Raw genomic sequence first — 26,454 nt, forward strand, 5'->3', positions numbered from 1 at the left:
GTCCTTATGAACACCATGCATCCGCTCTTGCGCCGTCTGGATCTCAATCTGCTGCTGGTTTTCGATGCCCTGCATCGCCACCGCAGCGTGGCCGGTGCTGCGCACGAACTGTCGCTCAGCGCCTCGGCATTCAGCCACGCCTTGGGGCGTCTGCGCGATACGCTAGGCGATGAACTGTTCGTTCGCCAGGGTAACCGCATGTACCCAACGCAACGTGCCGAACGCCTGGCAACGGCGGTGGCGGCCAGCCTGGGCGGGTTGAGTGACGAGTTGGGCGGCTGGGCACCCTTCGATGCGCTGACCAGCGAGCGAGTCTTCACCTTCGCGGCCACCGATTTCACTGCCTTGCAGTTGCTGCCAAATCTGGTTGCACGCCTACAGGACTGCGCGCCGCGCCTGCAATTGAAGGTGGTGCAGGCCGGGCGCAAGGTCTGCGTGGATGAGCTGGCCAGTGGGCAGGTCGATTTCGCCCTGGGTTATGGCGAGGAGCGCGACAGCCTGCCCATGGGTATCGACAGCCTGGAGTGGACTTCAGGGCGTTATGTGGTGATTGTGCGGCGCGGGCATCCGCGAATCCACAAATCGCTTGATCTCGAAGCCTATCTGGCCGAGCGGCATGTGGTGGTGACGCCTTGGGGCGAGGCGACCGGCGTCGTGGACCTGGTGCTGCGGCGCATGGGTCTGCACCGCGACGTGGCGCTGCAGATTCCGTCGGTGCTGGCCTGCCCATTCATTATCGCCAGCAGCGACCTGATCATGACCATTCCGCAACCTGCGGCCGAGCGTCTGGTACCGGCGGCCGACATCGTGCTGCATGACGTGCCGTTCGAGATCGAACCCTATGCGTTGAGGCTCTACAGCCACCGCAAGTACGCGCGCAGTGACGCGCACATCTGGATGATTGGGCAATTAAGAGCGTTGTTCGAGCAGTCGACACTTTTATAAGTGCCTGGCGCCCATCAGCTCATGGAGATGATCGAGAGCCCAAGCTTCTGCCCGCCACCGTCCTGATCGGCCAGCCAGACCACTTCGGTCTCGGCTTCCAGGCCCTTGAGCGCCGGGTGATCGGAGTCGATGCGAATACTGAGCCGGTCGCCGATGGCGAAGGCTCGTGGCGCCTGAACCTGCATCCCGGTGCTGGACAAATCCAGACATACAGCCGGAATCACTTGCCCGGCATGGATGATGCTGATATCGGCATCGACGCGCATGCGAATGAAATCGCGCTTTTCGGCATATCCCTGATCAATTCGGCTCATGCGACTTCCTTTGTTTTGGTTGCTGAATTTGTTGTTCTTATAACTCTGGGTGATTTGCGATGTAAAGACGCAATTCAAGGGTGGAAGTTCGCTTGAAACGCCCGGCGGATGGGAGTACCGTCTGCGCCTTGAAGGGCACCTCTGGAGATACGGCAAAAGTCGTGCAGAGTGGCTAGAAAGCGAATCCGGTAAGCAGGGCCCGGCACGCACCGGTCCGTCTACCCCAACCTGATCTGGCGCCGTTTGCCCACATGCCTAAAACCAGTGCAACGCTGCTGATTATCGATGACGACGAGGTCGTGCGCGCGAGTATCGCCGCCTACCTGGAAGACAGTGGCTTCGATGTCCTGCAGGCTACCAATGGCCAGCAAGGTATAGAGATTTTCGAACAGGAAAAGCCCGATCTGGTGATCTGTGACCTGCGCATGCCCCAGATGGGCGGCCTGGAGCTGATCCGCCAGGTGGCCGCGAACTCGCCGCAGATGCCGGTGATCGTGGTGTCTGGCGCGGGTGTCATGAGCGATGTCGTCGAGGCCCTGCGCCTGGGCGCTGCCGACTACCTGATCAAACCTCTGGAAGATCTCGCGGTACTCGAACATTCGGTTCGCCGTGCCCTTGATCGTGCACGGCTGGAGCGCGAGAACGAGCTTTACCGTGAAAAACTCGAGGCCGCCAATCGCGAACTCGAAGCCAGCCTGCACCTGCTGCAGGAGGATCAGGACGCCGGTCGACAGGTGCAGATGAACATGCTGCCGACCAGCCCGTGGGCCACCGAGCAGTTCAGCTTCGCGCATCAGATCATCCCGTCGTTGTATCTGTCGGGTGATTTCGTCGATTACTTTCGCGTCGACGAGCGCCGGGTGGCATTCTACCTGGCGGATGTGTCCGGGCACGGGGCGTCTTCGGCGTTCATCACCGTATTGCTGAAGTTCATGACCACGCGTCTGCTGTTCGAATACAAGCGCAGCGGGACGTTGCCCGAGTTCAAGCCGTCTGATGTACTGGGGCACATAAACCGTGGCCTGATCAGTTGCAAGCTCGGCAAGCACGTGACCATGGTTGGCGGGGTGATCGATGAGCAGGCAGGGACGTTGACCTATGCCGTTGGCGGCCACCTGCCATTGCCGGTGTTGTTCAGCGAGGGCAAGGGCAGTTACCTGGAAGGACGCGGCCTGCCGGTCGGCCTTTTTCAGGAAGCGACCTATCAGGACTATGTGTGCGAGTTGCCAGACTCCTTCAGCCTGACCCTGTTGTCTGATGGCATACTGGATTTGCTACCCGGTGATACACTCAAGGAAAAGGAAGCTGCCTTGCCTGAACTGGTCAAGACAGCGGGCGGCAGCCTGGATGGTCTGCGTCGGGTTTTCGAATTGGCTACGCTAGGGGAGATGCCGGATGATATCGCCTTGTTAGTGTTGAGCAGGAATCTTTGATGAGTACCGGTAGAATCCAGTTCGCCGAGCAGGAAGGCACATTCGTTCTGAAGTTCGTGGGCGAAGTGCGACTGACCCTGTGCTCGGCCTTGGATGCGACTATCGAGCGGATCTTCACGGCGCTGAATTTTTCGGCAGTGGTGATCGATCTGACCGAAACGCGCAGCATTGACAGCACCACCCTTGGTCTTCTGGCCAAGCTCTCCATCTTGTCGCGCCAGAAGGTCGGGCTGTTGCCGACGCTGGTCACGACCCACGAAGACATCACGCGCCTGCTGCAGTCGATGGGTTTCGATCAGGTGTTCAATATCGTCGACCATCCGGTGCCTTGCCCGGAATGCCTGACTGACCTGCCATCGCAGGATCAGGGGGAAGAAGTGGTCAAGGCCAAGGTGCTGGAAGCGCACAAGATCCTGATGGGGCTCAACGAGTCCAATCGCGAGGCGTTTCATGACCTGGTCAACGCGCTGGAAGGGCAGCGCTGAGCAGCGCAAGCCGACGGGACACACATGAATGAAAAGGGCGATCTCGCAAGAGTATCGCCCTTTTTCACATCAGGCCTTGGCTGACAGCAGGGCCTCGAGCTTTTCCTGGTCGCGGGCGAACTGACGAATACCTTCGGCCAGCTTCTCGGTGGCCATGGCATCTTCATTGGACAGCCAGCGGAATTCCTTCTCGCTCAGGCTTTGCCGTGCTTCGCCGCCCTGGCCAGGGTTGAGCTTACGCTCCAGGCTACCCTGGTCTTCGGCCAGCTGCTTGAGCAGCTCGGGGCTGATGGTCAGGCGGTCGCAGCCGGCCAGTTGTTCGATCTGACCGATGTTGCGGAAGCTGGCGCCCATGACCACGGTGTTGTAGCCGTTGGCCTTGTAGTAGTTGTAGATGCGGGTGACCGACTGGACGCCCGGATCTTGCGCGCCGGTGTATTCCTGGCCGGTGGACTTCTTGTACCAGTCATAGATACGGCCCACGAACGGCGAGATCAGGAACACCCCAGCCTCGGCGCAGGCCACTGCCTGGGCGAAGGAGAACAGCAGGGTCAGGTTGGTCTGGATGCCTTCCTTCTCGAGCTTCTCGGCAGCGCGGATGCCTTCCCAGGTCGAGGCCAGCTTGACCAGGATGCGCTCGCGGCCGACGCCGGCTTCTTCATAGAGGCCGATCAGGCGTTGACCGCGTTCGATCATGGCCTGGGTGTCGAAGGACAGGCGGGCGTCCACCTCGGTGGAGACGCGGCCGGGTACCACGTCGAGGATCTTGCGGCCGATAGCGACGGCAAAGCGGTCGCAGGCCAGGCCGATATCGCCCTGGCTGCCGCTGAAGGCTTCCTGGAGCAGGGCGGCGTTGCTTTCGCTGGAGGCGGCCTTGAGCAGCAGGGAAGGGTTGGTGGTGGCATCCACCGGCTTGAGGCGGGCAATGGCGTCGAAGTCGCCGGTGTCGGCTACTACGGTAGTGATGGCTTTGAGTTGTTCCAGCTTGGAAGTCATGAGCGTGCTCTGTCCTGTGCGGTGAAGTGACATTACCCGAGCGCCGCCGACCACTCAAGGGCGTGGCCGACAAGGGCGCGAATGCGTGACGTTGACTGAATTGGAGCGTTGTTCGCCCGGCTTGTTCCCGCGGATGCCTGGCAGCCAGGTTCTCACCACTGAATCTTGCTCACCTTGTAGAAATGTCTTGCATGAGGAAATTGGCTTTTCTCACGTGCTTGGATATGATTCTTACAAACACTGTATGAATGTACAGTTTTTCGTTTTCATGGATAAGGTGACGTGAAGTGAACCAACAGGAGCGAGAAACCTTGAGCGGGCTGGAGCGGCTGGGGCTGCGAGTGGCGAGCATGATCAATTCGCCTGCTGCCCAGTTGCAGCGGCGGGTACTGGTGCATCGTCTGGATACCGACGCAGACCAGGACTGGCATCAGGTACTGGAAATGCTGGCCGAAACCGAGGGGCTGGAGGTGACCACGACCAGCGACGGCGCGGTGCTGCTGGCATGGGACCACCACACGGACGACGACCGCGTGGCAGAGGAAAGGGATGTGTTCAGTGTCGAGGGGCCGGCGCCGTTCTGAATGCTCAGAGCTTCTGGGCGTTCCACACCAGAAGTTCGGCGACGCTAAGGCTTGAGCCACGGTGCTTCTTGACGTTGGAGACAGTGTGCTTGCCGCCGCTCGACTGTGCCCCAAGACGCAGCTTGACCTTGTCCGAAGGCCACCAATCGAACGATGGCGCTGGATGGTCGGCCGGGCTGGCATCGCAGCGCACGGTATGGCCCTTTTCACTGGTTTCGCGGCCGCCTTCACCGGTGCCGCGCAACCGCTGAGCAACAGCAGTGGCAGCAGGTATTTCATATTCATTTCTCATCTCCCTATGCACGAGCGCTTGCCCCCCTAGCACAGGCGCCAGGAGGTGTTGGTTTTTGGAGGGCTTTCATGGCTCGTATCGATTCATCACAGGCCGGCGGCAGTAATGTGCTGGCCTTTCTCGACATGCTGGCCTGGTCGGAGGGGACTTCCACGATCAAGGCCTCGGACGACGGCTATAACGTGCTGGTGGGCGGCAAGCTCTTTACCGACTACACGACCCATCCGCGCGTACTGGTCGCGCTTGCGCGTTACGGCATCAGCAGCACTGCCGCAGGGCGCTACCAGTTCCTGGCGCGTACGTGGGACGCCATCGTCCGCCGGTATGGCTTCATCGGGCGTTTCATCCCTGAAGCCCAGGACCTGGCAGCGGTAAAGCTGCTGACTGAATGCGGGGCGTTGCCCTATATACAGGCCGGGCGGATCGAACGGGCGATTGCCGCCGCTGCGCCCATCTGGGCAAGCCTGCCGGGTGCTGGCTACGGGCAGCGCGAGCATCGCCTGGCAACCTTGCTGGAGGTCTACAGTGAGCAACGTATGGAAGCACAGAAGCCCGCAGCCGACCTGCTGGCGATGTATACCGCGTGCGGGGGTGAACTGGCGTGAAGGCAGTTTCCAATAAAGGCTGTCCGACCTCGCCGTCTGGCGGCCGGTGACGTTATAGTGCCAGCCATCGCCACTCATGACAGGATGTTGACCTCATGCCCGAACTCTCCAGCCTCTTGGCGTTTGCCCTTATCTGCCTGGGCATGGTGCTCACCCCCGGGCCCAATATGATCTACCTGATATCCCGTTCCATCTGCCAGGGGCGCACGGCCGGGCTGATCTCTCTCGGTGGCGTGGCGTTGGGGTTTGTCTGCTACATGCTGTGCGCAGCGCTGGGCATCACCGCGCTGGTGATGGCCGTGCCTTATGCCTACGATGCTCTGCGCCTGGGCGGGGCCTTGTACCTGCTGTACCTGGCCTGGCAGGCGCTCAGGCCGGGCGGACGCTCGCCGTTCCAGGTGCGTGACCTGCCGGTGGACAGCCCGCGCAAGCTGTTCAGCATGGGCCTGCTGACCAGCCTGCTGAACCCCAAGATCGCCGTAATGTACCTGTCGCTGCTGCCGCAGTTCATCGAACCGACAGGCCACGGCAGCGTGCTGCTGCAATCGCTGGCGCTCGGCGCCACGCAGATCGTCATCAGTGTCAGCGTCAACGCCCTGATCGCGGTGATGGCCGGCTCCATCGCGGTGTTCCTCGCCGGGCGACCGCTGTGGCAAGTGGTGCAGCGCTGGCTGATGGGCACGGTGCTGGCTGGGCTGGCGGTGCGGATGCTCGCGGAAAGCCGGCGCTGAAACGATGATGAGGCGGCTGATGACGCGACGCTGGGCCGCCATGTCCCTGGTCACTTCCTGATAGACTACGCGACCCGCGCCGAGGCGGCCTCGCCACCCTTGGCCTGTCTCCCCAGATGTCGAAGCCAGACCGTGACCATGCAAGCCGATACCGTTCCCCTTTCTACTGCCCAATCCGTGCCCTCCCGCCGCTTCTCCGTGGCGCCGATGATGGATTGGACCGATCGTCATTGCCGCTACTTCCTGCGCCTGCTGTCGAAAAATGCGTTGCTGTACACGGAAATGGTCACCACCGGCGCGGTGCTGTTCGGTGATCGCGAGCGTTTTCTGGGGCATCACGAGGCGGAGCACCCGTTGGCGTTGCAGTTGGGTGGCAGCAACCCGGCGGACCTGGCGGCCTGTGCCAGGCTGGCCGAGGCGGCGGGGTATGACGAGGTCAACCTCAATGTGGGCTGCCCCAGCGACCGGGTGCAGAACAACATGATCGGCGCCTGCCTGATGGGGCATCCGGGGTTGGTGAGTGACTGTGTGAAGGCCATGCAGGATGCGGTGGGCATTGCGGTGACGGTCAAGCACCGGATCGGCATCAACGGTCGTGACAGCTACGAGCAGCTGTGCGATTTCGTCGGCCAGGTGCGCGAGGCGGGGTGCCGCAGTTTCACCGTGCATGCGCGTATCGCCATTCTCGAAGGCTTGTCGCCGAAGGAGAACCGCGAGATCCCGCCGTTGCGCTACGACGTGGCCGCGCAGTTGAAGACCGATTTCCCGGACCTGGAGATCGTCCTCAATGGCGGCATCAAGACCTTGGACGCCTGTGAGGAACACTTGCAGACCTTCGATGGGGTGATGCTCGGCCGCGAGGCGTACCACAATCCGTATCTGCTCGCCGAAGTGGATCAGCGGCTGTTCGGCGCCACCCACGCGCCCATTGGTCGCGCCGAGGCCATGGCGGCGTTGCGTCCCTATGTGGTGGATTACATCTCGCGCGGTGGCAACATGCATCACATCACCCGGCACATCCTTGGCCTGGCCCAGGGCTTTCCGGGGGCGCGGCGTTTCCGCCAGATTCTTTCCACCGACATTCAGAAAGCCGAGCAGCCGCTGGCGCTGTTCGACCAGGCCGCGCAGATTCTCGAAGGACGCTGAGCGCCGCAGGCCGTTCGCCGATACCGGCTCTCGTGAACGGGGGCCGCGTTTTACCTATCATTTGGCATCGCTTTAATACCACCCCTAAAGAGTGTCTCAGGCCGTACCTTCCATGAGCATCCGACAGTCGGGTAATCAACGGGCGGGGCGGTCACGCGTGGTTTATTTCAGCCAGGCTTGCCCTGGGTCAAAGGGGCGACGGATCGTGCTGGTTGGCGGGTTTGCAGGGGGCTATGTTGCAGGCATACCCACTTGCAGGAGAGCAGCCATGCACAAGGTTCTGGTTCCATTCGACGGTTCGGTCCACGCCCGCCATGCGCTGGAATATGTCATCGGTCTCGCCGGTCAGATGGCCCGCCCGCTGGAGGTGCATGTGCTGAACGTGCAGTCCAGCCCCATGGCCTACGGCGATTACCTGGCCCCGGACATGATCGAGGGGGTGCGCGCGGGATTGCTCAACGAGGCGCGTGATGTGTTGCAGTCGGCCAGCGATCAGCTCAAGGCCGGTGGCATCGTGCATGAGACCCATGTCGATTTGGGCCATGTCGCCGAGCAGATCGCCGTGGCGGTCAAGAAGCTGGAATGCGACACCGTGGTGATGGGCACACGCGGACTGGGCAGTTTTGGTGGTCTGCTGCTGGGTTCGGTGGCCAACCGGGTGATCCATGATGTGAAGGTTCCGGTCATCCTCATCAAGTGACCTTACCCTCTTGCTGCGCCGGGCCTGATGGCTGGCGCAGCAGCTCGATACCTCCGGCGGGCAACAGCTCGCGCAGACGCTTGTAGAGCAGGCGGGTCTCCAGCAGATTCCAGATGCGCAGCATGGTTTCCAGTGCATCCAACGGCTTACTGATGAAGTCGCGGGCACCGAGTGCCAAGGCGCGCAGGCGGGTTTCGCGTGTCGCATCGGCGGTCAGCACCAGGATGGGCAGGTAGTCGTTGGCTGGAATGCGTCGGCCCAGCTGTTCCAGTACGGCGAAGCCGTCGAACTCCGGCATGTGCAAGTCGAGAATCACCAGGTCGGGCTGAAAACTGTTGAACAGGTCCAGAGTCCGCAGCGGCTCGGTGCTGCCCAGCACGTTTGTCAGGCCCTCGCGAGCCAGCAGTTGTTCCATCAGTTCCAGATTGGGGCGCTGGTCATCAATGATCAGAACGCGCAGGTCTTGATTCATGTTCGCTCCGGTAGGTACTGGTCCAGATAAGTCAGGAAGGCCGGGATGTTCAGGGGTTTGGTCAGAATCGCCGTAGCGCCTGCAGCGCGAAGCGCCTGATGGGTCGCCTCGCTGGCATCGGCGGTCATCATCAGCACGGGTATGTTCTGCGTGCGCGGGCACTGGCGTGCGCGCCGCAGCACTTCCAGGCCTTGCAGGTCCGGCAGGTTGACGTCCAGGAGAATGAGCTGCGGTGCGTGGCGCCGGGCCAGGTCGAGTCCCAGTTGGCCTTGCATGCTCGACAACAGGCGAATGCCGGGACGGCGCTGCAGCAGGGTTTCGATCAGTGCCATGCTCGACAGGTTGTCCTCGATGCACAGCACGGTGCCGCGATGTCCCAATGTTTCGTTCCTGACCGGCCGTGGCTCGCTGATCGGGGCCGCCAGCGTGGGTCGGTGGGTGGGGGGTACGTCAACGGCGGGCAACTCGAGGGTGAAGCGGCTGCCTTGGCCAACGACGCTTTGCACCTGCAGGCTGCCATGCATGGCCAGCAACAGACTCTTGCTCAGCGCCAGGCCCAGACCAGTGCCTTCTACGCCGGGGGCGGGGTCGAGCCGTTCGAAGGGTTTGAAGAGCCTGTCCATCTGCTCTTCAGCGATGCCCTGGCCGGTGTCGTTGACGGCGATGGCCAGCGTCTTGCCACGCACTTCCACCTCCAGCCACACCCGACCGCCAGGGCGGTTGTACTTGATCGCATTGGACAACAGGTTGAGCAACACCTGCGTCAGACGCTGGCGGTCGGCGCTGACACCGCAGTCGGTGGGAAGAGGGGGCAGCTCTGTCAGTTCGACCCCGACCTCGCTGGCCAACGGGCCGACCAGCGCCACGGCCTCTTGCAGGGCATCGCTGACCGGTACCGCCTCAAGGTTCAATGCCAGCCGGCCGGCCTCGATCCGCGCGATGTCCAGCACCTCGTTGATCAAGGTCAGCAGATGCTGACCGGCGCGCAGGATGTGGCCGACCTGGGGCTTGTGCGGGTGACTCGCCTCCATGTCGATGAGTTGGGCGAACCCCAGGATGGCGTTGAGCGGCGTCCGCAGTTCGTGGCTCATCCGCGAGAGAAACTCGCTCTTCGCCCGGCTGGCCCGTTCTGCCTCCTCCCGCGCGGTGCGCAGCGCAATGTCTGCCGCACGGCGGTCGCTGATGTCACGCGTGATCTTGGAGAAGCCGCGCAGCTCCCCTCTGGCGTCGTACTGGGCGGTCAGTACCACACTGGCCCAGAAGCGACTGCCGTCCTTGCGACAGCGCCAGCCTTCTTCGGTGTAATGGCCGTCGCGGGTGGCCTCGCTCATGGCCAGCGCAGGATGCTCCGGGCACTCCTGGGGCAGGTAGAACAGCGAAAAGTGGCGCCCGATGATTTCCTGTTCGGTGTAGCCCTTGATACGTTCGGCCCCGGCATTCCAGCTGGTGACATGGCCTTGGGTGTCGAGGGCGAAGATGCCGTAGTCCTTCACGCCATCGATAATCAGCCGCAGGCGCTCCTCGTTGTCACGCAGTGCCCGCTCGCGCTCGGCCAGAAGCTGCCCGGCTTCCACCAGGCGCTGACCCAGCAGGCCGACTTCGTCGTTTTCCGGTGGTTGCGGCTGCAAGGGTTGTCCCATGGCCAGGCGCTGCGCATTGCCCTGCACCCGCTGGACCCGGGCCACGATGCCCTTGGAGAGCAGCAGCACGGCGACGATGGCGCCCATCAGGCCGCTGCCGGCGGCCAGCAGGGTGGATAGCAGCAGGCGTTGGCGGGTTGCGGCGGCGGCCGCGCTGCGTTCGGCCAGCAGGGTGTCTTCCCGGGTTCGCATCACGCCGATGTAGTCGCGCAGGTGGTCGAGGGTGTGTTTGTTCTCGGTCAGGATCAGGGCGATCGTATCGCCGTCGCTGTTCTTCAGCGTGCGCAAGGTGTCCAGGCCCTCAAGCTTGGTCTGGATCAGGGGGGCGATGGCCTTGAGATGATCGCGCATTTGCTGGTCGCGTACGTGGCCATCGAGGCGCTGCAGGGCGGCGGCTATCTGGGTGCGGGCCTGCAGGTAGGCGGGCAGAAAGTCTTCGCGACGGGTCAGCAGGTAGCCGCGTACACTCGCGGCCGCCTCGGCCAGTTGGGTGTGCACGGTCTGTATATCACCTTGTACGCGAAGCACGCGGCGCACATCTTCCTCGGCCCGTGCGGCCTGGCGCTCGCTGATGTAGATCAGGACCAGCGAACCCAGCAGCAGGATCAAGGGCAAGGCAATGGCCACCAGTGCCTTGCCGCGCAACGGCAGGTCGGCCCAGCGACTGGCCAGGCCGGGGGCGCTCACGACCACTGGCCCGGCACCAGGCCCAGAGCCACGCCGCGCACGGCCGCCTGGGTACGGTCGGCGGCATTGAGTTTGGCGATCACCCGCTCTACGTGGGCCTTGGCGGTGCCGGTGGTGATGCCCAGGCGCAGGCCAATCTCACGGTTGCTGCAACCACTGGCCACCAGTTGCAGAACCTGGCGTTCTCGAGCCGTGAGTATCTCCAGGGCGGGCAGGGTCGCTGCGCCCGCGTTGCGGTCGGCCATGCGCCGCAGCAGGCGTGCGCTGACCGCACCGTTCAAGGCTTCCTCGCCACGGGCCACGCGTCGCAGGCTGTCGATGACTTCATCACGACGGGCGTCCTTGAGCAGGTAGCCGACGGCGCCGGCGCTGATCGCCGCTTCCAGGTGGTCGGTGCTGTCGTCCATGGTGAAAATCACCACCTTCACCGCTGGCAGGCGTTGCTGCATCAGCCGCGCGGCGCCCAGGCCGTTGAGCACCGGCATGCGAATGTCGAGTATGGCGATGTCCGGGTGCAGCGTTTCGCACAGCGTCACTGCCTCTTGGCCATTACAGGCCTGGCCGACTACCGCGAACTCGGGATGGTCAGCCAGCAGCGCGACGAAGCCGGTGCGGGTGACTTCATGATCATCGGCGATGACCAGGCGCAACGGATCATTCATGAGCAAGCCTTGTCGTGGGAATACAGCGGAACGATAGCGCGTAACTGGGTGCCGCCTCCGGGACGGCTGATGCAACTGAAGCGGCCGCCGAGCAGACTGGCGCGTTCCTGCATCGCCACCAGCCCCAGGGACTGGCCTGCCGCAGCGGCGGGCAGGCAGGCACTGTCGAAACCACAGCCGTCGTCTTCGAGCAGCAGTGCGACATGGCTTTCGTGCAATTCCAGTTCAAGCTTCACGCTGCTGGCGCGCGCATGCTTGAGGATGTTGTTGATGCCTTCCTGGGCAATACGGAACAGGGCGATTTCCACGTGGCCGGGCAAGCGCGACAAGGAGCGGGAAAACCAGTTGACCTGAATGCCGGCTTCGCGCAATCGATCGACCTCCTTGTCGACGGCCTGGAACAGCCCGAAGTCGTCCAGCACGCTGGGGCGCAGCCCGCCGATCAGCCGCCGCCCTTCACCGACGCAGTGCTGCGCCAGATCGAGAATGGCCTGCAGGTCGTGATCCAGCCGCTCGGGCAGCGGCGGACAGCGACCGGCGAAGCCCTGCAGGCGCTGGTGCAGGCCAGCGAGGGTCTGGGCCAGGCCGTCGTGCAGATCGTAGGCCACTCGTTTGCGCTCATCTTCCTGTGCGCTCAACAAGCGGTGAACCAGCTCCGACATGCTTCGCTCGCGGTGCAACAGCGTCTGCAACAAGCGGTTGTTCTGCAGGTGTGCAGCCAGCAGCGTAGCCAGCAGGTTCAGCGATTCGACGTCCTCGTTGTCCGGCGCACTGCCGACGCTGCTGTTGGCCAACAGCAGCAGGCCAAAGGGACGCTCTTCAGAACCGCGCAAGGGCAGACTCAGCACCTGGGCCCAGCGGCCCTCGACGTTTTCAGCCCAAGCCGGCTCCTGGGTGCTGGTATTGGCCAGTGCGGCCAGCTCGTCGAGGCGGTCCTGGCTGCCCAGGCCTGCGGTGGCGTGCACTGGGGCATCGCTTTCCCATTCCAGTAGCAGGCCATGGTCCATGGCTACGAATGCACAGGCACGCCGCAGGACCTGCTGGCGCATGGCATCCGGCGTCAGGCGGGTCAGCTCGCGACCGGTGTCGACCAGCAGGCGCAGGCGTGCCGCACGGCTTTGTGACTGGCGATATTGGGTACGGATGGCCAGGGCACTGGCAGGGTCTTGGGCAGGGTCGTGCATGGAAGGCTCCTGGAGGTCGCCTTGAGGGCGCCAGGTCGTTATTAAAACCCGACGATGGCGTGGCTGCCTATCTGCCAGATGGCATACACAAATGACTCCGATCGGCCGATGGCCGCGGCGGGGCGATACGGCAAAGTCGCTGCCAGACCAACCCGCAGGAGTGAACCATGAACCTCAAACGCACCTTACTGGCACTGACCCTGGCCGTCGCCGCCCCCCTGGTAACGGCCGCCCCGGAAGCGCCCTATGTGTATCGCACCGTAGCGTCACTGCCCAGCGACGCGAAACAGCGCGAGATCGCCAGTTTGTTCGAGCGCTGGAACGCTGCGCTGCAAACCGGCGACGCGGCGGCGGTCACCCAGTTGTACGCCGCCGATGCGGTGCTCCAGCCTACGGTGTCGAACCAGGTACGCGCCACGCCTGCGCAGATCACCGATTACTTCCAGCATTTTCTGGCGCTCAAGCCCGTGGGCCGCATCAACTATCGGGAGATTCGCCAACTGGGTCCTGACGCGGCCATGGACAGTGGTGTCTACACCTTTACCCTGACCGACGCCGACGGCAAGACCCGGGATGTCCAGGCCCGCTACACCTTCCTTTACGAGAAGGTCGATGGTCAGTGGAAAATCCTCAATCACCACTCCTCGGCAATGCCGGAAGTGCAGCCGGTCATGCATGCCAGCCACTGATCGAGCTTCGCCTGGTGGGCTCGCTCAGCCCTGGAGCAGGGCGTCCACCAGTTTGGCCGCGTCGTTCTGCAGGTCAGCCAGCGGATCGTCGCTTTCCGTACCCACCACCAGCACCCGGCTGCCGGCCGCCTCGATGGCGGCCTTGACCGGGGCTGCGGGTTCGCGATGGTCGAGCACTACACCAACCTGGCTCTCCTTGAGGTTCTCGGTCAAGCGGGCAAGGGCTTCGTTGCTCCACTGTTCGTCGCTGGGCAACTCCTGGGGCACGCGCTCCAGGTTCAGGCCGGCGATCAGGTAGTCCAGGCGCGGCGAAAGGCTGACCACCGCGACGCTGTCGGCCTGGGCCAGGCGTTGTTCGCTTTGCGCACTGAGCTTGAGCAGCTGTTGTTTGAGCGCCGCCAGGTTGGCTTCGATGCGTGGTTTGGCGGTCGGTGCCAGGCGCACCAGGTCGGCGGCCAGCACGTCAGCCATGCGCCCCAGGTTGTGGCTGGCCAGCCACGGCTGGGCATTCAGACCATCGACGCTTTGTCCCGGCTGCAGGGCCACGCCGGGCAGGGCGCCATCCACCGGCCGCGCGGCGTCGATCTCGACGATGCGGATATTGCTGCGTCGGGCGTTGGGGTAAAGCGGGTCCTCGCTCCAGATCGAACGCAGGCCGATCACCGCATCGGCATTCTGCGCCAGCTTGCGCAAGGGCTCGGCGCCACGGCCGGTAAAGTAGGCGGTCTGCCGTGAGCCGGGGAGGTTGGCAGCCGCCGCGCGTTCCAGCACCACGCCGCTGTCTTTCAGCAGGATCTGTCCCAGGCCGTAGGTGATCGGCAGGCTGGCCAGGACCACCACCGGCTTGGCTTCGGCGGCCAGTACATGGGGCGCTGGCAGGCTTGCCAGCGGCAACGCCAGGGTCAGGGCGAAGGTCACGCCGCGCAGTTTGGAGAGAGTCATTTATCCGATATTCCCTTTGAGGCTGGGCACCAGGCCGCGTGCGATGGCGGCGAGGGCGAAGGCGAGACCGCAGACCAGGATGATGGCCGCACCGGAAGGCACCGGCAGGTCGAAGAGGATCGGCAGCAGGATGCCGCACAGCGTACTGACGGTGGCGATCAGCACCGAGATCCAGAAGAAGCCCTTGAGCGACTGACTGAGCAGCCGGGCCGCGGCAGCGGGGATGACCAGCAGGGCACCGACCAGAATCGCGCCGATGACCTTGACGGCGGCCACGGTAATCAGTGTCACCAGCACCACGAACAGGTAGTCCAGGGCCTTGACCGCCACGCCGCGTACGGCCGCCAGTTGCGGGTTGAAGCTGGCCAGCATGATGCGGTTGTACAACGGCAGGCTCAGGCCCATGACCAACGCCCCGACCACGGTGAGGACCAGCAGGTCATCGCCGTTGACGGTCAGCACCGAGCCGAACAGCACGTTTTCCAGAATGTGTACGTTGATCTTGCCGGCCAGCACCAGCAGCAGGCTGGCGCCCAGCGCCAGCGACACTGACAGAAACACGCCGATCAGGGTGTCAGGCGTCAGGCCGGTGCGGTTGCGCAGGTAGTTGAGCAGGATGCCGAACAGCAGGCAGTAGGCGAACAGGCTGCCATAAGGACCCGTGTAGGGTTCGCCGAGCAGGATGCCGATGGCCACGCCGGTCAGCGCGGCATGCCCCACGGCCTCGGAAAAGAAGGCGAAGCGCTTTACCACCACCAGGGTGCCCAGGCCGCCCAGTACCGGGCCGATCAGCAGGCCGGCCAGCAGCGCGTTGACCACGAAGCCGTAGGCCAGCGCTTCGGGGAGGTAGCCGGTGCTGGCCAGGTCCTGGATGAACTGGCGAAAACTATCGTAGGACATCAGGCCGTTTCTCCTGTCGGGCGAGGGTGGGCGGAGAACAGCGTGAGCAGGCGTTCCGGGGTCAGGGCGGTGGCGGCGGACTCGTCGAACAGCACGCGGCGGTTCAGGCCGGTGACCTGGTCGGCGAGGCGCTTGACCGCGTCCAGGTCGTGCTCGATCCACAGTACGGTAATGCCGCTGGCGCGCCACTGGCCGAGCAGGCGCTCGAAGACCTGAATACCCGGTTCGTCGAGGGCTGACATCGGTTCGTCGAGCACCAGCAGCTGCGGTGCGGGAATCAGCCCCTGGGCCAGCAGCACACGCTGCCGCTCGCCACCGGACAGCGCGCCCATGCGCCGCTTGCGTTTGTCTTGCATACCGACCCGCTCCAGCGCGTCGCCAATGGCAGCGGCGTAGTGACGTGACAGGCCGAGGAAGGCCGGGCGGCGCTGGCACATGGCGGCCATGAAGTCTTCGACGGTCATCGGCAGGCCGCGGTCGAATTCCAGGGCTTGTGGCACATAGCCGACCACGCCGGTGGCGGCTGGCCACAGCAGGCTCAGTTCGCCCTGGTGTGGCATCTGCCCCAACAGCGTCTTGATCAGCGAACTCTTGCCGCCGCCATTGGGGCCGACCAGGGCGTGGACGCTGCCGGGGCGAACGCTGAAGCTCACGCGGTCAAGAATGGTCGTGCGGCCCAGGACCAGGCTGACCTCGGCAAAGCTCACGGCGGGGCCGCTGGCGACACTGTGCAGGGACTGGGCAGCGGTCATGCGCCGTTCTCCTGGATGGCCCGCACCACGGTGTCGAGGTTGCCGGTCATGTCCTTCTCGTATTTGTCGGCGCTGTATTCGCCATAGGAGATGTGCGACAGCGGGTAGAGGCGAACCCCCGACTCACGCTGGATGGTCTCGACGTAGGTAGACGGAAAGTCCATTTCCGAGAAGATCACCTTCACGTCCAGCTCGCGCAGCTGGTCGATGGTTTTCTTCAACTGGCTGGGGCTGGGCTCGATACCGTGTGCCGGTTCGACCACGGCGGTGACCTCCAGGCCGAACTCGCGCAGCAGGTAGTCGTAGGCGGCATGCACGGTGGCGACCCGCAGCTCGGCGTTGGGGGCCTGGGTCAGCTTGGCCAGGGCATCGGCGCGCATCTGCCGCAGGCGCTTGGCGTAGGCGCGGGCGTTGCTGCTGTAGGTCTTGGCATTGGCGGGGTCGAGCTTGCCCAGTTCGCGGGCGATATTGTTCACCTGGGCGATGCTGGCGCTGATCGACAGGAAGGTATGCGGGTTGACCACCTTGCCGGCGCCGCGTGCAGCGATGCCGGTGGCGGCCAGCAGGGGCACGTCGGCGTTGGCTTCGATCACGGGTACATCGGGCTTTTCGCTGGCCTGGATCATGCGGTCGGCGAAGTCGTCATGGCCGACGCCGTTGAGCACGATGACGTCCAGCGTGCCGATGCGCTTGATGTCTTCGGACCGGGGCTCGTAGGCATGCGGGTTGAAGCCGGCAGGAATCAGCGGCACCACCTCCGCCTTGTCACCGACGATGTTGCTGACATAGCTGTAGTACGGGTGCAGGGTGATGCCGATACGCAGCGGCTGGCCGTCGGCGGCGCTGGCCAGGGTCGGCATCAGTGCGGCGAACAGCCCGAGCAGCAGGTGGCGGAACAGGGAAATGGACATGGTCTGGCGATCTTCTGTGCGTGAGGGCATGGGGTCAGTGGCGGTGCTGGCGGGTGACGCCGGCGTCGAAACGGGTGACGACCTGTTTCCAGCCGGCGGCGATCAGCGCCTGGTCGCTCAGTTCGGCGGGCGCGCCTGTGGCGGTGCTGCGGTTGACCCAGATGTCGGGCTGCTCGGCGTCGTCGTCTTGCCGGGGGTGGCGCAGCAGGAAGGAACCGGCGACTGGCAGCGACTGGCTGATGCCCAGGTAGCTGTCACCGCTCATCTGCCATTGGTGGGCACCGCGGGTGATGGCGCTCGGGTCCGCCGTGAACGGTGGCAGGCCTTCCTCGGCCAGTTGCTCGACGCTGACCGGGGCGGTTTGCTCCTCGGCCAGCAGGCGAATCTCGTCCAGTGCCACGCGCAGATCGGCGTACAGGCCCTGTTCGGCGGCGGTCAGGTCGCGGCGAGCGTCGAGCTGATGATTCGCCAGGGCGTCGGGCTCGTGGCTTTCGCCGCGCAGGCCGATCACGCCAGCCGCGACCAGCAGGATCAGCAGGCAGGCGAGCAGCACCTGGAGGGTTTCATGCCCGGCGCCGGCCGGGCGAATGATCTGGCGGGTCGAGGTGCTCATCGTGAAGCAATGTCCGCCTGGTCGATCTCCACGACGTGGCCGGGGCCGGCATCGAACAGTACGTAGAACTCGGTATCGGGTTTCTTGAAGGTCAGGGTTGAATCGGCGCCGAGCTTGCCGGGCACCAGAATGGTTTCGTCGTAGCCGATGACGTCCAGGGTCACGCCCGGGGCTGCACTGCCGTCGGAAAAGCCCCCGGTGCAGCGGATGTTCTCGGCGTCGACCTGCTCGCACTGGCAGATCGGGTTGTGTGCCAGGGCCGTGCCGCTCAGGCCCAGGGCGATCAGCAGCAGCGGCGCCAGGCGGCGGGGAAGGGCGGTTCTGCTCATGGTTTGACTCCTTGCTTGTTCAACCAGGCAACGGTAAGGGGCGATGCCTGTTCCAGCGGGATCGAGGCCTGGTGCACGCTGCCGTCCCAGCCTTCCATGGTGATCCACAGGTCGGCCTTGGGGTCGGTGTCGGCGGGGATGATCATCTGCGCGCCCATGCGGTAGCCCGAGCCGAAGAAGATCACCCCGGCGGTGCGCAGGCTGCGCGGCTTGCCGATGCGCAGGTAGGTGGCCTTGACCTGGTCCTTGCACGCGGTGCACAGCGCGGCGTTGAAATTCTTCGTGTAGCCCAGGTTGCCATTGGGCATCGGCGCTTCGTTGCGTTGCTCGGCCAAGGTGATACGCCACGGGCCGACCGGCACTTCGCCAATCTCGCGCTGGCCCAGCCCCATGTCGCCGCGAAACAGCGCCGCGTCGGCGAAGTACTTGGGCATGAAGCCCAATGGGATGAGCACTAGCAGCACGTTGATGTGAAAACGCCATTTGTGCCACAGGCGGCCCAGGGGCGAGGGGGACGGTTTGACGGTTGCAGTCTTGTTCACAGAGAGGCCTCCGCGCGCTCGTTGTTCATGACCGGCTCGGATGCCGGTGCGGCCGGGCGTGTGTTGGCAGTCCTGGCTTCGCGCTTGAGGGCGGCGAGGGTCGCCTGGACGGTGCGCTTGCTCCAGATCAGCAGGCCGCTGAACACCATCATGCTCAGCACCAGGCCGAAGAACGCCCAGATCAGCTTGATCCAGATGCCGCCGAAGTCACCGGTATGCAATGGCCGCATCGACTCGGTGACGAACTCGAGCTTGCTGCGGTCCGACAGCAGGTGCGTCGAGGCGACCTCGCCGGTGTAGGGGTTGATCTCGGCGGTCTGGAACATCAGCGGGTACCAGCTGCGGCCCTCGATGAACAGGTTGCTGTAGGCGTTGGCCGGAAAGCTGACGTGGCTGGCCTCCAGGCCGGGGATGCGGGCCTGCGCGGTGGCCACGGCACGGTCCAGGCTGATGCGTGGTGCGGGCGCGCCGTCGGCGGTCAGTGGCACTTCCTTGTGGGGGATGATCGATGCGGCGGGCACATAGCTGGAGATGCTGATCTGGTTGTCATAAAGGATTGCCTGGATCAGGAACCAGGTGCCGGTCACAGAGATGACCAGGATGAACCAGATCGACCAGATGCCGCTGAGGCGATGGAAGTCGCCCCAGAAGATCCGCGCACCCTGGCTGACGCGCAGTGTCGGCTTGAAGAAGCCTTTCCAGAACTTCTTGTACACCACCAGGCCGGTGACCAGCGAAACCAGCAGCGGGATGCCCAGCAGCGAGACCATGTACCAGCCCCAGGAGAAACCATTGGTGAACGGTACCAGCCACCAGCCGTGCAGGGCGCGGGTGAACTGGCGGAAGTCGAAGGACGGTGCCGAGCCCTGGACCGCCCCCGTGTAGGGGTTGACGTAGAGGGTCGTCGAGCGGCCATCGGGGTAGGTGGCGCGCACGTTCAGGGCGAAGTAGTCACCATCCGGTTGGGCAATCGAACTGATGTCCAGGCTTGGTTCGTTCTTTTCCAGGCGTTGCCGCACCTGCTCGAACGGCAGGCGTTCGGCCTCGTCCGATGGCGGGTTGTGGCGCATTTCCGGGTAGGTCAGCCAGAGGATTTCCTTGCTGACCACCGCCAGGGTGCCAGTGACGCAGACGATCAGCACGAAGAACCAGATCGGCAAGGCTACCCAGCTGTGCACCAGGAACCAGAGTTTGGAGCGGGATTTCTTGGACATTGCAGGCGTGTCTCGTTTCGCGGGTGGCGTCGCGGCAAGGCCGCGTCGGCATCTGTAACCCGGCCGTGGGTGCATGGAAAGGTGGCCGACTATGCAGATAAAGACGAATGAGAACTAAATACCCGTAATAACCAGTAGCGATAAAGTGTAAAAAAATATTTCTGAGGCGGGCGGAGAAGGCGGCCGGAAGAGGAGATACCCGCCGTTACCGGCGTAGCGGCGGGTCGTTCAGGTGCGGGAATTACAGTACCTGGATGATGGCCTGGCACACCTGATCGATGTTCTTCTGATTCAGTGCCGCCACGCAGATGCGTCCGGTATCCAGGGCGTAGATGCCGAATTCGTTGCGCAGGCGCTGGGCCTGGGCGGCGGTCAGTCCGGAGTAGGAGAACATGCCCTGCTGGCGCGCGACGAAGCTGAAGTCCTGGCCGGCCGGGTTGCCCGCCAGGCGCTCGACCATGGCCTTGCGCATGCCGTGGATGCGTACGCGCATTTCGCCCAGCTCTTCTTCCCACATGCTGCGCAGCGCCGGGTCATTGAGCACGGCGGCCGAGATGATTGCACCGTGGGTCGGCGGGTTGGAGTAGTTGGTGCGGATCACGCGCTTGACCTGCGACAGCACGCGGCCGGTTTCTTCCTTGGAGTCGGTGATGATCGACAGGGCGCCAACACGCTCGCCGTACAGCGACAGCGACTTGGAGAACGAGCTGGAGGCGAAGAAAGTCAGGCCGGAGTCGGCGAACAGGCGCACGGCGGCGGCGTCTTCGGCGATGCCCTGGCCGAAGCCCTGGTAGGCCATGTCGAGGAACGGTACATGGTTCTTCGCCTTGACCACTTCCAGGACCTTTTTCCAGTCGTCCAGGCTCAGGTCGACGCCGGTCGGGTTGTGGCAGCAAGCGTGCAGTACGATGATCGAGCGCTCGGGCAGGTTCTGCAGGTCTTCGAGCATACCGGCACGATTCACGTCATGGCTGGCGGCGTCGTAGTAGCGATAGGTCTGCACCGGAAAACCGGCGGTCTCGAACAGCGCACGGTGGTTTTCCCAGCTTGGGTCGCTGATGGCCACGGTGGCGCCGGGCAGCAGTTGCTTGAGGAAGTCGGCGCCGATCTTCAACGCGCCGGTGCCGCCCACCGACTGGGTGGTGAGCACGCGGCCCGAGGCGATCAGTGGCGAGTCGACACCCAGCAGCAGCTTCTGGACGGCCTGGTCGTAGGCGGCGATACCATCGATCGGCAGGTAGCCACGTGGGGCGTGCTGGGCCACACGGATTTCTTCGGCCTTGGCCACCGCGCGCAGCAACGGAATGCGCCCGTCTTCATCACAGTAGACGCCCACGCCCAGGTTGATCTTGTCGGTGCGGGTGTCGGCGTTGAATGCTTCGTTGAGGCCCAGGATAGGATCGCGTGGTGCCATTTCGACAGCGGAGAACAGGCTCATTGTTTGCGGCGGCTCTGAGTTGGGAGTGAGTGAAAGGCACGCTCCGGACCCGATGCCCCAGAGCAGTGCATAGCGGGGTCCGAGTATAGTGAGCATCGCGCGGCAGGGCGACGCTGGCGGGGCAGTTTTTTCAGGATATTTCGATTTTTTTAGCGAACCCCGCCCGCGTTGTAGCCTCCATCTATACAGAGGGCCTGCAGGCGCCGACTTGAAAGACCGCCCCGGCGGCTCCATCTTGGTTGTCTACGCCCGCACAGTCCGACCTGGCGGCACCCCGGTGGTGCCTGCCGGGTTCGTCGTTTTCCAGGCATCATCACCGAGAGGCCGGTCATGTCCGAGTTCCAGCTCGTCACCCGTTTTGCCCCCGCCGGCGACCAGCCAGAAGCCATCCGCCTGATGGTCGAAGGCATCGAGGCCGGGTTGTCGCACCAGACCCTGCTGGGGGTCACTGGCTCCGGCAAGACCTTCAGCATCGCCAATGTCATTGCTCAGGTGCAGCGTCCGACCCTGGTACTGGCACCGAACAAGACCCTCGCCGCGCAGTTGTATGGCGAGTTCAAGGCGTTCTTCCCGAATAACGCGGTGGAGTATTTCGTTTCCTATTACGACTACTACCAGCCCGAAGCCTATGTGCCGTCGTCGGACACCTTCATCGAAAAGGACGCGTCGATCAACGACCATATCGAGCAGATGCGGCTTTCCGCCACCAAGGCACTGCTGGAGCGCAAGGACGCGATCATCGTCACCACGGTGTCGTGCATCTATGGCCTGGGTAGCCCGGAAACCTACTTGCGCATGGTCCTGCACATCGACCGTGGCGACAAACTCGACCAGCGCGCACTGCTGCGGCGCCTGGCCGACCTGCAGTACACCCGCAACGACATGGACTTCGCCCGCGCTACCTTCCGTGTACGGGGCGATGTCATCGACATCTACCCGGCGGAATCGGACCTGGAAGCGATCCGCGTCGAGCTGTTCGACGACGAGGTCGAGAGCCTCTCGGCCTTCGACCCGCTTACGGGCGAAGTGATCAGCAAGCTGCCGCGTTTCACCTTCTACCCCAAGAGCCACTATGTGACGCCCCGGGAAACCCTGCTGGAGGCCATCGAGGGCATCAAGGTCGAGCTGCAGGAGCGCCTGGAGTATCTGCGCGGGGCTGGCAAGCTGCTGGAGGCCCAGCGTCTGGAGCAGCGCACGCGCTTCGACCTGGAGATGATGCTGGAGCTGGGCTACTGCAATGGCATCGAGAACTACTCGCGCTATCTGTCTGGTCGGCCTGCGGGTGCGCCACCGCCGACCCTCTACGACTACCTGCCGCCGGATGCACTGCTGGTGATCGACGAGTCCCATGTCAGCGTTCCGCAGGTGGGGGCGATGTACAAGGGGGACCGCTCGCGCAAGGAAACGCTGGTGGAATACGGCTTCCGCCTGCCGTCGGCGCTGGACAACCGGCCCATGCGTTTCGATGAGTGGGAGGCGGTGACACCGCAGACCATTTTCGTTTCCGCGACCCCTGGCCCCTACGAGGCCGAGCATGCCGGGCGGGTGGTGGAACAGGTGGTGCGCCCTACCGGGCTGGTCGACCCCCAGGTGGAGGTGCGCCCGGCGCTGACCCAGGTCGACGACCTGTTGTCGGAGATCCACAAATGCGTGGCGGCCGAAGAGCGGGTGCTGGTCACCACGCTGACCAAGCGCATGGCCGAGGACCTCACCGATTACCTGGGCGACCACGGGGTGAAGGTGCGTTACCTGCACTCGGATATCGACACCGTGGAGCGGGTGGAGATCATCCGCGACCTGCGCCTGGGCACTTTCGATGTGCTGGTGGGCATCAACCTGCTGCGTGAGGGCTTGGACATGCCGGAGGTGTCGCTGGTGGCCATCCTTGATGCGGATAAGGAAGGCTTCCTGCGCTCCGAGCGTTCGCTGATCCAGACCATTGGCCGGGCGGCGCGTAACCTCAATGGCCGGGCGATTCTGTATGCCGACCAGATGACCGGCTCCATGGAGCGGGCCATCGGCGAGACGGAGCGGCGGCGGGAAAAGCAGGTGGCCTTCAACGAGGCCCACGGCATCGTGCCCAAGGGCGTGTCCCGCGATGTGGCCGACATCCTCGAAGGCGCCACCGTGCCGGGGGCGCGCAGCAAGAAACGCAAGGGCGCGGCCAAGGCTGCCGAGGAGCAGGCCAGGGCTGAGGGCGAGCTGCGTTCGCCAAGCGAGATCACCAAGCGCATCCGCCAGCTCGAAGAGAAGATGTACGACCTGGCTCGCGATCTGGAATTCGAGGCCGCTGCGCAGTTGCGCGACGAGATCACCAAGCTGCGTGATCGCCTGCTGCAGGTCTAGCGCCCCAGACAGGAGGGACGTTCAGGCGGTGGGGGCGAGCTTGCCCGCGAAGAATGCGCCAGGTTCCAGGCGCGGGCGTGGAGTCTCTAGGTCTCTTCGCGGCTAAAGCCGCTCCCACGGTGGAGCGGTGGGTGGGCTGCCTGCTAATATCCCCGGTTTGATCGACCTCAACCGGGATTTTTCATGACCACCGTTCGTACCCGTATCGCACCGTCGCCGACCGGCGATCCTCATGTCGGCACCGCCTACATTGCGCTGTTCAACTACTGCTTTGCCAAACAGCATGGCGGCGAGTTCATCCTGCGCATCGAGGACACCGACCAGCTGCGTTCGACCCGCGAGTCCGAGCAGCAGATCTTCGACGCGCTGCGCTGGCTGGGCATCGAGTGGAACGAAGGTCCGGATGTCGGCGGTCCGCATGGTCCGTACCGGCAGAGCGAGCGTGGCGATATCTATCGCCAATATGCCCAGCAACTGGTCGACATGGGGCATGCGTTTCCGTGCTTCTGCACGGCCGAAGAGCTGGAGCAGATGCGCGCAGAGCAGCAGGCCCGTGGCGAAACCCCGCGCTACGATGGTCGAGCACTGCTGCTGCCGCCTGAGGAGGTGCAGCGCCGCCTGGCTGCTGGCGAGCCTCACGTGATCCGCATGAAGGTGCCCAGCGAAGGTGTCTGCGTGGTGCCTGACCTGCTGCGTGGCGACGTGGAGATCCCATGGGACCGCATGGACATGCAGGTGCTGATGAAGGCTGATGGCCTGCCCACCTACTTCCTGGCCAACGTGGTGGACGACCACCTGATGGGCATCACCCATGTCCTGCGTGGCGAAGAGTGGCTGCCATCGGCACCGAAGCTGATTCTGCTCTACGAATACTTCGGCTGGGAGAAGCCTCAGTTGTGCTACATGCCGCTGCTGCGTAACCCGGACAAGAGCAAACTGTCCAAGCGCAAGAACCCGACCTCGGTAACTTTCTACGAGCGCATGGGCTTCATGCCTGAGGCGATGCTCAACTACCTGGGCCGCATGGGCTGGTCGATGCCCGACGAGCGCGAGAAGTTCACCCTGCAGGAAATGGTCGACAACTTCGACCTGTCGCGTATCTCCCTGGGGGGGCCGATCTTCGATATCGAGAAGCTGTCGTGGCTCAATGGCCAGTGGCTGCGCGAGCTGCCGGTCGAAGAGTTCGCCGCGCGGGTCCGGCAATGGGCGCTGAATCCCGAATACCTGATGAAGATCGCGCCGCACGTGCAGGGCAGGGTAGAGACCTTCAGCCAGATTGCACCCTTGGCCGGATTCTTCTTTGCCGGCGGCGTGACGCCAGACACGGCGCTGTTCGAACACAAGAAGCTGTCGCCTGAGCAGGTGCGCCAGTTGCTGCAGCTGATCCTCTGGAAACTCGAGTCGCTGCGCCAGTGGGAAAAGGACAGGATCACCGGGTGCATCCAGGTGGTCGTCGATCATCTGCAGCTCAAGCTGCGTGATGCCATGCCGCTGATGTTCGCTGCGATCACCGGCCAGGCCAGCTCGGTGTCGGTGCTCGACGCCATGGAGATCCTGGGTCCGGACCTGACGCGCTTCCGTCTGCGCCAGGCCATTGATCTTCTGGGTGGGGTGTCGAAGAAAGAAAACAAGGAATGGGAAAAGCTGCTGGCAGCCATCGGCTGAAGAAGCGGTCGGGCCGCCGGACGACCGTCCGGCGGCCCTTGCGGGTCCGGTTTACCGGGACGCGGGCGGTAAGTGTTTGTTCTGTTGGAAAAATTTTTTAGAAATTCTCGAAAATAAGTTTGACAGGACTTCGAATCGCTCTTAATATGCGCCCCGTCCACTGATGTGGGGCTATAGCTCAGCTGGGAGAGCGCTTGCATGGCATGCAAGAGGTCAACGGTTCGATCCCGTTTAGCTCCACCAAATTAGAGGTTCAGAGTCATCCAGCAATGACTGTGAATCGATCGGCGAAAGCCGATCAAAGAAGGTTTTGTCCCCTTCGTCTAGTGGCCTAGGACACCGCCCTTTCACGGCGGTAACAGGGGTTCGAGTCCCCTAGGGGACGCCAGTTTCACCGAGTAAGGCGCAAGCCAAGCTCCGCCGCAGGGCGTTAAATTCGGGGCTATAGCTCAGCTGGGAGAGCGCTTGCATGGCATGCAAGAGGTCAACGGTTCGATCCCGTTTAGCTCCACCAATTTCCAGGGTTCGCCAGCAGGCGAATCTGACTGAAGGTTTTGCGTCCCCTTCGTCTAGTGGCCTAGGACACCGCCCTTTCACGGCGGTAACAGGGGTTCGAGTCCCCTAGGGGACGCCACGATTTTCCGCTTATGCGGGCCCAAGGGTCATTCGATTGTTGAATGGCCCTTTTGTTTTTCTGCCGTTTATATTCCCGCCTCCGCGGCAACCCCAGCCTTGCTAAACTGCCGCTCATCTCGCCTTCACAGCAGGAGCACGCATGGTCTGGGACCTGGCCGATCCATTCATCATCGATCTGAGTGTCGCCGCCGAGGACATCGACGGTCTGGGGCACGCCAACAATGCCGTATACGTCACCTGGCTAGAGCGTTGCGCCTGGCGTCACTCCCAACAGTTGGGCCTGGACCTTAGCGAATACCGACGCCTGGACCGCGCCATGGCGGTGGTGCGGCACGAAATCGACTACCTGGCCAGCGCCTACGAGCATGACGCGCTGCAACTGGCCACCTGGATCGTCGACTGGGACCGCCGACTGAAGATGACCCGCCGCTTTCAACTGCGCCGCCCGGCCGATGGCGTGACCCTGTTGCGTGCTCAGACCACCTTCGTGTGTATCGAGTTGTCGACTGGCCGTCCACGGCGCATGCCGGAGTCGTTCATCAGTGGCTACGGCGCGGCGATCCAGCCGATTCCCAATCCCGGCGGCGCCCAGTAAACTGCC

General features: G+C 63.6%; 28 protein-coding genes and 4 tRNA genes. 16 read left to right on the forward strand and 16 right to left on the reverse strand.

Features of this window, described 5'->3' with window-relative positions:
• Window positions 1–15 precede the first annotated feature (15 nt).
• A complete protein-coding gene (locus QZ497_RS01000) occupies window positions 16–945 on the forward strand; it encodes a LysR family transcriptional regulator (protein ID WP_295470240.1) in 930 nt (309 codons plus the stop codon).
• 14 nt (window positions 946–959) lie between these two features.
• Here the strand turns inward: QZ497_RS01000 and QZ497_RS01005 are convergent, their stop codons facing one another.
• Entirely contained in the window at window positions 960–1,259 is a 300-nt protein-coding gene (locus QZ497_RS01005; RefSeq protein WP_295470242.1) for a PilZ domain-containing protein, read from the reverse strand.
• Between the two features lie 251 nt (window positions 1,260–1,510).
• Between QZ497_RS01005 and rssB the strand changes: the two genes are divergently transcribed.
• Entirely contained in the window at window positions 1,511–2,692 is a 1,182-nt protein-coding gene (gene rssB / locus QZ497_RS01010) for a two-component system response regulator RssB (RefSeq protein ID WP_295470245.1), read from the forward strand.
• Window positions 2,692–3,177 carry an anti-sigma factor antagonist RssC gene (gene rssC / locus QZ497_RS01015; protein ID WP_295470248.1) on the forward strand — a complete coding sequence of 162 codons (486 nt, stop codon included), beginning with the start codon at window positions 2,692–2,694 and terminating at the stop codon, window positions 3,175–3,177. The genes rssB and rssC overlap by 1 nt, the downstream gene beginning before the upstream one ends.
• Window positions 3,178–3,246: 69 nt before the next feature.
• Here rssC and tal read toward each other — a convergent pair whose 3' ends face one another.
• Window positions 3,247–4,173, reverse strand: coding sequence for a transaldolase (gene tal, locus QZ497_RS01020; protein WP_295470251.1), 927 nt, complete (start codon window positions 4,171–4,173; stop codon window positions 3,247–3,249).
• Between the two features lie 287 nt (window positions 4,174–4,460).
• On the opposite strand from tal, the gene QZ497_RS01025 reads away from it, so the two are divergent.
• Window positions 4,461–4,757, forward strand: coding sequence for a DUF1654 domain-containing protein (locus tag QZ497_RS01025; RefSeq protein ID WP_295470254.1), 297 nt, complete (start codon window positions 4,461–4,463; stop codon window positions 4,755–4,757).
• Between the two features lie 4 nt (window positions 4,758–4,761).
• On the opposite strand, the gene QZ497_RS01030 is transcribed toward QZ497_RS01025, so the two are convergent.
• Entirely contained in the window at window positions 4,762–5,049 is a 288-nt protein-coding gene (locus QZ497_RS01030; RefSeq protein WP_295470256.1) for a hypothetical protein, read from the reverse strand.
• A gap of 68 nt (window positions 5,050–5,117) precedes the next feature.
• Between QZ497_RS01030 and QZ497_RS01035 the strand changes: the two genes are divergently transcribed.
• The 4 genes from QZ497_RS01035 to QZ497_RS01050 all read left to right on the forward strand — a co-directional run bounded on the left by QZ497_RS01035 (window position 5,118) and on the right by QZ497_RS01050 (window position 8,231).
• A complete protein-coding gene (locus QZ497_RS01035) occupies window positions 5,118–5,654 on the forward strand; it encodes a glycoside hydrolase family 104 protein (protein WP_295470259.1) in 537 nt (178 codons plus the stop codon).
• Between the two features lie 95 nt (window positions 5,655–5,749).
• Window positions 5,750–6,385 carry a LysE family translocator gene (locus tag QZ497_RS01040; RefSeq protein WP_295470262.1) on the forward strand — a complete coding sequence of 212 codons (636 nt, stop codon included), beginning with the start codon at window positions 5,750–5,752 and terminating at the stop codon, window positions 6,383–6,385.
• Between the two features lie 138 nt (window positions 6,386–6,523).
• Window positions 6,524–7,531: a tRNA dihydrouridine(20/20a) synthase DusA gene (dusA, locus tag QZ497_RS01045; protein ID WP_295470265.1), complete on the forward strand. Its 1,008-nt coding sequence runs from the start codon at window positions 6,524–6,526 to the stop codon at window positions 7,529–7,531.
• Between the two features lie 268 nt (window positions 7,532–7,799).
• Window positions 7,800–8,231: a universal stress protein gene (locus QZ497_RS01050; RefSeq protein ID WP_295470267.1), complete on the forward strand. Its 432-nt coding sequence runs from the start codon at window positions 7,800–7,802 to the stop codon at window positions 8,229–8,231.
• Here the strand turns inward: QZ497_RS01050 and QZ497_RS01055 are convergent.
• From QZ497_RS01055 to QZ497_RS01070, 4 genes are read right to left on the reverse strand one after another with little or no spacing between them, the layout of a single operon-like run.
• Window positions 8,224–8,703: a response regulator gene (locus tag QZ497_RS01055; RefSeq protein ID WP_295470269.1), complete on the reverse strand. Its 480-nt coding sequence runs from the start codon at window positions 8,701–8,703 to the stop codon at window positions 8,224–8,226. The genes QZ497_RS01050 and QZ497_RS01055 overlap by 8 nt on opposite strands.
• Window positions 8,700–11,030, reverse strand: a complete 2,331-nt coding sequence (locus QZ497_RS01060; RefSeq protein WP_295470272.1) for an ATP-binding protein — start codon at window positions 11,028–11,030, stop codon at window positions 8,700–8,702. Before QZ497_RS01060 ends, QZ497_RS01055 begins: the two co-directional genes overlap by 4 nt.
• Window positions 11,027–11,692: a response regulator transcription factor gene (locus tag QZ497_RS01065; protein ID WP_295470274.1), complete on the reverse strand. Its 666-nt coding sequence runs from the start codon at window positions 11,690–11,692 to the stop codon at window positions 11,027–11,029. The genes QZ497_RS01060 and QZ497_RS01065 overlap by 4 nt, the downstream gene beginning before the upstream one ends.
• Window positions 11,689–12,876, reverse strand: a complete 1,188-nt coding sequence (locus tag QZ497_RS01070) for a sensor histidine kinase (protein WP_295470277.1) — start codon at window positions 12,874–12,876, stop codon at window positions 11,689–11,691. Before QZ497_RS01070 ends, QZ497_RS01065 begins: the two co-directional genes overlap by 4 nt.
• A 167-nt stretch (window positions 12,877–13,043) precedes the next feature.
• Here QZ497_RS01070 and QZ497_RS01075 point away from each other — a divergent pair, with 167 nt between their 5' ends.
• Window positions 13,044–13,565, forward strand: a complete 522-nt coding sequence (locus QZ497_RS01075) for an SgcJ/EcaC family oxidoreductase (protein ID WP_295470279.1) — start codon at window positions 13,044–13,046, stop codon at window positions 13,563–13,565.
• A 24-nt stretch (window positions 13,566–13,589) separates the two neighbouring features.
• Here the strand turns inward: QZ497_RS01075 and QZ497_RS01080 are convergent, their stop codons facing one another.
• From QZ497_RS01080 to QZ497_RS01120, 9 genes are all read right to left on the reverse strand, one after another.
• Window positions 13,590–14,507: a zinc ABC transporter substrate-binding protein gene (locus QZ497_RS01080; protein WP_295470282.1), complete on the reverse strand. Its 918-nt coding sequence runs from the start codon at window positions 14,505–14,507 to the stop codon at window positions 13,590–13,592.
• Window positions 14,508–15,407: a metal ABC transporter permease gene (locus QZ497_RS01085; RefSeq protein ID WP_295470285.1), complete on the reverse strand. Its 900-nt coding sequence runs from the start codon at window positions 15,405–15,407 to the stop codon at window positions 14,508–14,510. It lies immediately after the preceding gene.
• Entirely contained in the window at window positions 15,407–16,159 is a 753-nt protein-coding gene (locus QZ497_RS01090; RefSeq protein ID WP_295470288.1) for a metal ABC transporter ATP-binding protein, read from the reverse strand. Before QZ497_RS01090 ends, QZ497_RS01085 begins: the two co-directional genes overlap by 1 nt.
• The gene (locus tag QZ497_RS01095; protein ID WP_295470291.1) at window positions 16,156–17,070 is read right to left on the reverse strand and encodes a metal ABC transporter substrate-binding protein; all 915 of its coding nucleotides are present in this window, start codon (window positions 17,068–17,070) and stop codon (window positions 16,156–16,158) included. Before QZ497_RS01095 ends, QZ497_RS01090 begins: the two co-directional genes overlap by 4 nt.
• A 34-nt stretch (window positions 17,071–17,104) precedes the next feature.
• Window positions 17,105–17,683, reverse strand: coding sequence for a DUF6162 family protein (locus QZ497_RS01100; RefSeq protein WP_295470293.1), 579 nt, complete (start codon window positions 17,681–17,683; stop codon window positions 17,105–17,107).
• The gene (locus tag QZ497_RS01105) at window positions 17,680–18,012 is read right to left on the reverse strand and encodes a hypothetical protein (protein ID WP_295470296.1); all 333 of its coding nucleotides are present in this window, start codon (window positions 18,010–18,012) and stop codon (window positions 17,680–17,682) included. Before QZ497_RS01105 ends, QZ497_RS01100 begins: the two co-directional genes overlap by 4 nt.
• A complete protein-coding gene (locus QZ497_RS01110; protein ID WP_295470298.1) occupies window positions 18,009–18,554 on the reverse strand; it encodes a thiamine pyrophosphate-binding protein in 546 nt (181 codons plus the stop codon). Before QZ497_RS01110 ends, QZ497_RS01105 begins: the two co-directional genes overlap by 4 nt.
• Complete coding sequence (locus QZ497_RS01115) at window positions 18,551–19,768, reverse strand: PepSY domain-containing protein (protein WP_295470300.1); 1,218 nt, start codon at window positions 19,766–19,768, stop codon at window positions 18,551–18,553. Before QZ497_RS01115 ends, QZ497_RS01110 begins: the two co-directional genes overlap by 4 nt.
• A gap of 241 nt (window positions 19,769–20,009) precedes the next feature.
• A complete protein-coding gene (locus QZ497_RS01120) occupies window positions 20,010–21,206 on the reverse strand; it encodes an amino acid aminotransferase (protein WP_295470302.1) in 1,197 nt (398 codons plus the stop codon).
• Between the two features lie 330 nt (window positions 21,207–21,536).
• Between QZ497_RS01120 and uvrB the strand changes: the two genes are divergently transcribed.
• The 7 genes from uvrB to QZ497_RS01155 all read left to right on the forward strand — a co-directional run bounded on the left by uvrB (window position 21,537) and on the right by QZ497_RS01155 (window position 26,448).
• The gene (gene uvrB / locus QZ497_RS01125; protein WP_295470305.1) at window positions 21,537–23,552 is read left to right on the forward strand and encodes an excinuclease ABC subunit UvrB; all 2,016 of its coding nucleotides are present in this window, start codon (window positions 21,537–21,539) and stop codon (window positions 23,550–23,552) included.
• Between the two features lie 183 nt (window positions 23,553–23,735).
• Window positions 23,736–25,217, forward strand: a complete 1,482-nt coding sequence (gene gltX / locus QZ497_RS01130) for a glutamate--tRNA ligase (RefSeq protein ID WP_295470307.1) — start codon at window positions 23,736–23,738, stop codon at window positions 25,215–25,217.
• A 167-nt stretch (window positions 25,218–25,384) separates the two neighbouring features.
• A tRNA-Ala gene (locus tag QZ497_RS01135) sits at window positions 25,385–25,460 on the forward strand.
• Between the two features lie 69 nt (window positions 25,461–25,529).
• Window positions 25,530–25,605, forward strand: a tRNA-Glu gene (locus QZ497_RS01140).
• 50 nt (window positions 25,606–25,655) lie between these two features.
• Window positions 25,656–25,731, forward strand: a tRNA-Ala gene (locus QZ497_RS01145).
• Between the two features lie 44 nt (window positions 25,732–25,775).
• A tRNA-Glu gene (locus QZ497_RS01150) sits at window positions 25,776–25,851 on the forward strand.
• Between the two features lie 141 nt (window positions 25,852–25,992).
• Window positions 25,993–26,448 (forward strand): thioesterase family protein, encoded by a 456-nt coding sequence (locus QZ497_RS01155; RefSeq protein ID WP_295470309.1) that lies wholly within the window; start codon window positions 25,993–25,995, stop codon window positions 26,446–26,448.
• Window positions 26,449–26,454 lie beyond the last annotated feature (6 nt).

It is taken from the genome of uncultured Pseudomonas sp. (assembly GCF_913777995.1).
Taxonomy (GTDB): Bacteria; Pseudomonadota; Gammaproteobacteria; order Pseudomonadales; family Pseudomonadaceae; genus Aquipseudomonas.

Coding starts and splice junctions, on each gene's coding strand:
- QZ497_RS01000 (WP_295470240.1), top strand. CDS start 16: ATGCATCCGCTCTTGCGCCGTCTGGATCTCAATCTGCTGCTGGTTTTC.
- QZ497_RS01005 (WP_295470242.1), bottom strand. CDS start 1,259: ATGAGCCGAATTGATCAGGGATATGCCGAAAAGCGCGATTTCATTCGC.
- rssB (WP_295470245.1), top strand. CDS start 1,511: ATGCCTAAAACCAGTGCAACGCTGCTGATTATCGATGACGACGAGGTC.
- rssC (WP_295470248.1), top strand. CDS start 2,692: ATGAGTACCGGTAGAATCCAGTTCGCCGAGCAGGAAGGCACATTCGTT.
- tal (WP_295470251.1), bottom strand. CDS start 4,173: ATGACTTCCAAGCTGGAACAACTCAAAGCCATCACTACCGTAGTAGCC.
- QZ497_RS01030 (WP_295470256.1), bottom strand. CDS start 5,049: ATGAGAAATGAATATGAAATACCTGCTGCCACTGCTGTTGCTCAGCGG.
- QZ497_RS01035 (WP_295470259.1), top strand. CDS start 5,118: ATGGCTCGTATCGATTCATCACAGGCCGGCGGCAGTAATGTGCTGGCC.
- QZ497_RS01040 (WP_295470262.1), top strand. CDS start 5,750: ATGCCCGAACTCTCCAGCCTCTTGGCGTTTGCCCTTATCTGCCTGGGC.
- dusA (WP_295470265.1), top strand. CDS start 6,524: ATGCAAGCCGATACCGTTCCCCTTTCTACTGCCCAATCCGTGCCCTCC.
- QZ497_RS01050 (WP_295470267.1), top strand. CDS start 7,800: ATGCACAAGGTTCTGGTTCCATTCGACGGTTCGGTCCACGCCCGCCAT.
- QZ497_RS01055 (WP_295470269.1), bottom strand. CDS start 8,703: ATGAATCAAGACCTGCGCGTTCTGATCATTGATGACCAGCGCCCCAAT.
- QZ497_RS01065 (WP_295470274.1), bottom strand. CDS start 11,692: ATGAATGATCCGTTGCGCCTGGTCATCGCCGATGATCATGAAGTCACC.
- QZ497_RS01070 (WP_295470277.1), bottom strand. CDS start 12,876: ATGCACGACCCTGCCCAAGACCCTGCCAGTGCCCTGGCCATCCGTACC.
- QZ497_RS01075 (WP_295470279.1), top strand. CDS start 13,044: ATGAACCTCAAACGCACCTTACTGGCACTGACCCTGGCCGTCGCCGCC.
- QZ497_RS01080 (WP_295470282.1), bottom strand. CDS start 14,507: ATGACTCTCTCCAAACTGCGCGGCGTGACCTTCGCCCTGACCCTGGCG.
- QZ497_RS01085 (WP_295470285.1), bottom strand. CDS start 15,407: ATGTCCTACGATAGTTTTCGCCAGTTCATCCAGGACCTGGCCAGCACC.
- QZ497_RS01090 (WP_295470288.1), bottom strand. CDS start 16,159: ATGACCGCTGCCCAGTCCCTGCACAGTGTCGCCAGCGGCCCCGCCGTG.
- QZ497_RS01095 (WP_295470291.1), bottom strand. CDS start 17,070: ATGTCCATTTCCCTGTTCCGCCACCTGCTGCTCGGGCTGTTCGCCGCA.
- QZ497_RS01100 (WP_295470293.1), bottom strand. CDS start 17,683: ATGAGCACCTCGACCCGCCAGATCATTCGCCCGGCCGGCGCCGGGCAT.
- QZ497_RS01105 (WP_295470296.1), bottom strand. CDS start 18,012: ATGAGCAGAACCGCCCTTCCCCGCCGCCTGGCGCCGCTGCTGCTGATC.
- QZ497_RS01115 (WP_295470300.1), bottom strand. CDS start 19,768: ATGTCCAAGAAATCCCGCTCCAAACTCTGGTTCCTGGTGCACAGCTGG.
- QZ497_RS01120 (WP_295470302.1), bottom strand. CDS start 21,206: ATGAGCCTGTTCTCCGCTGTCGAAATGGCACCACGCGATCCTATCCTG.
- uvrB (WP_295470305.1), top strand. CDS start 21,537: ATGTCCGAGTTCCAGCTCGTCACCCGTTTTGCCCCCGCCGGCGACCAG.
- gltX (WP_295470307.1), top strand. CDS start 23,736: ATGACCACCGTTCGTACCCGTATCGCACCGTCGCCGACCGGCGATCCT.
- QZ497_RS01155 (WP_295470309.1), top strand. CDS start 25,993: ATGGTCTGGGACCTGGCCGATCCATTCATCATCGATCTGAGTGTCGCC.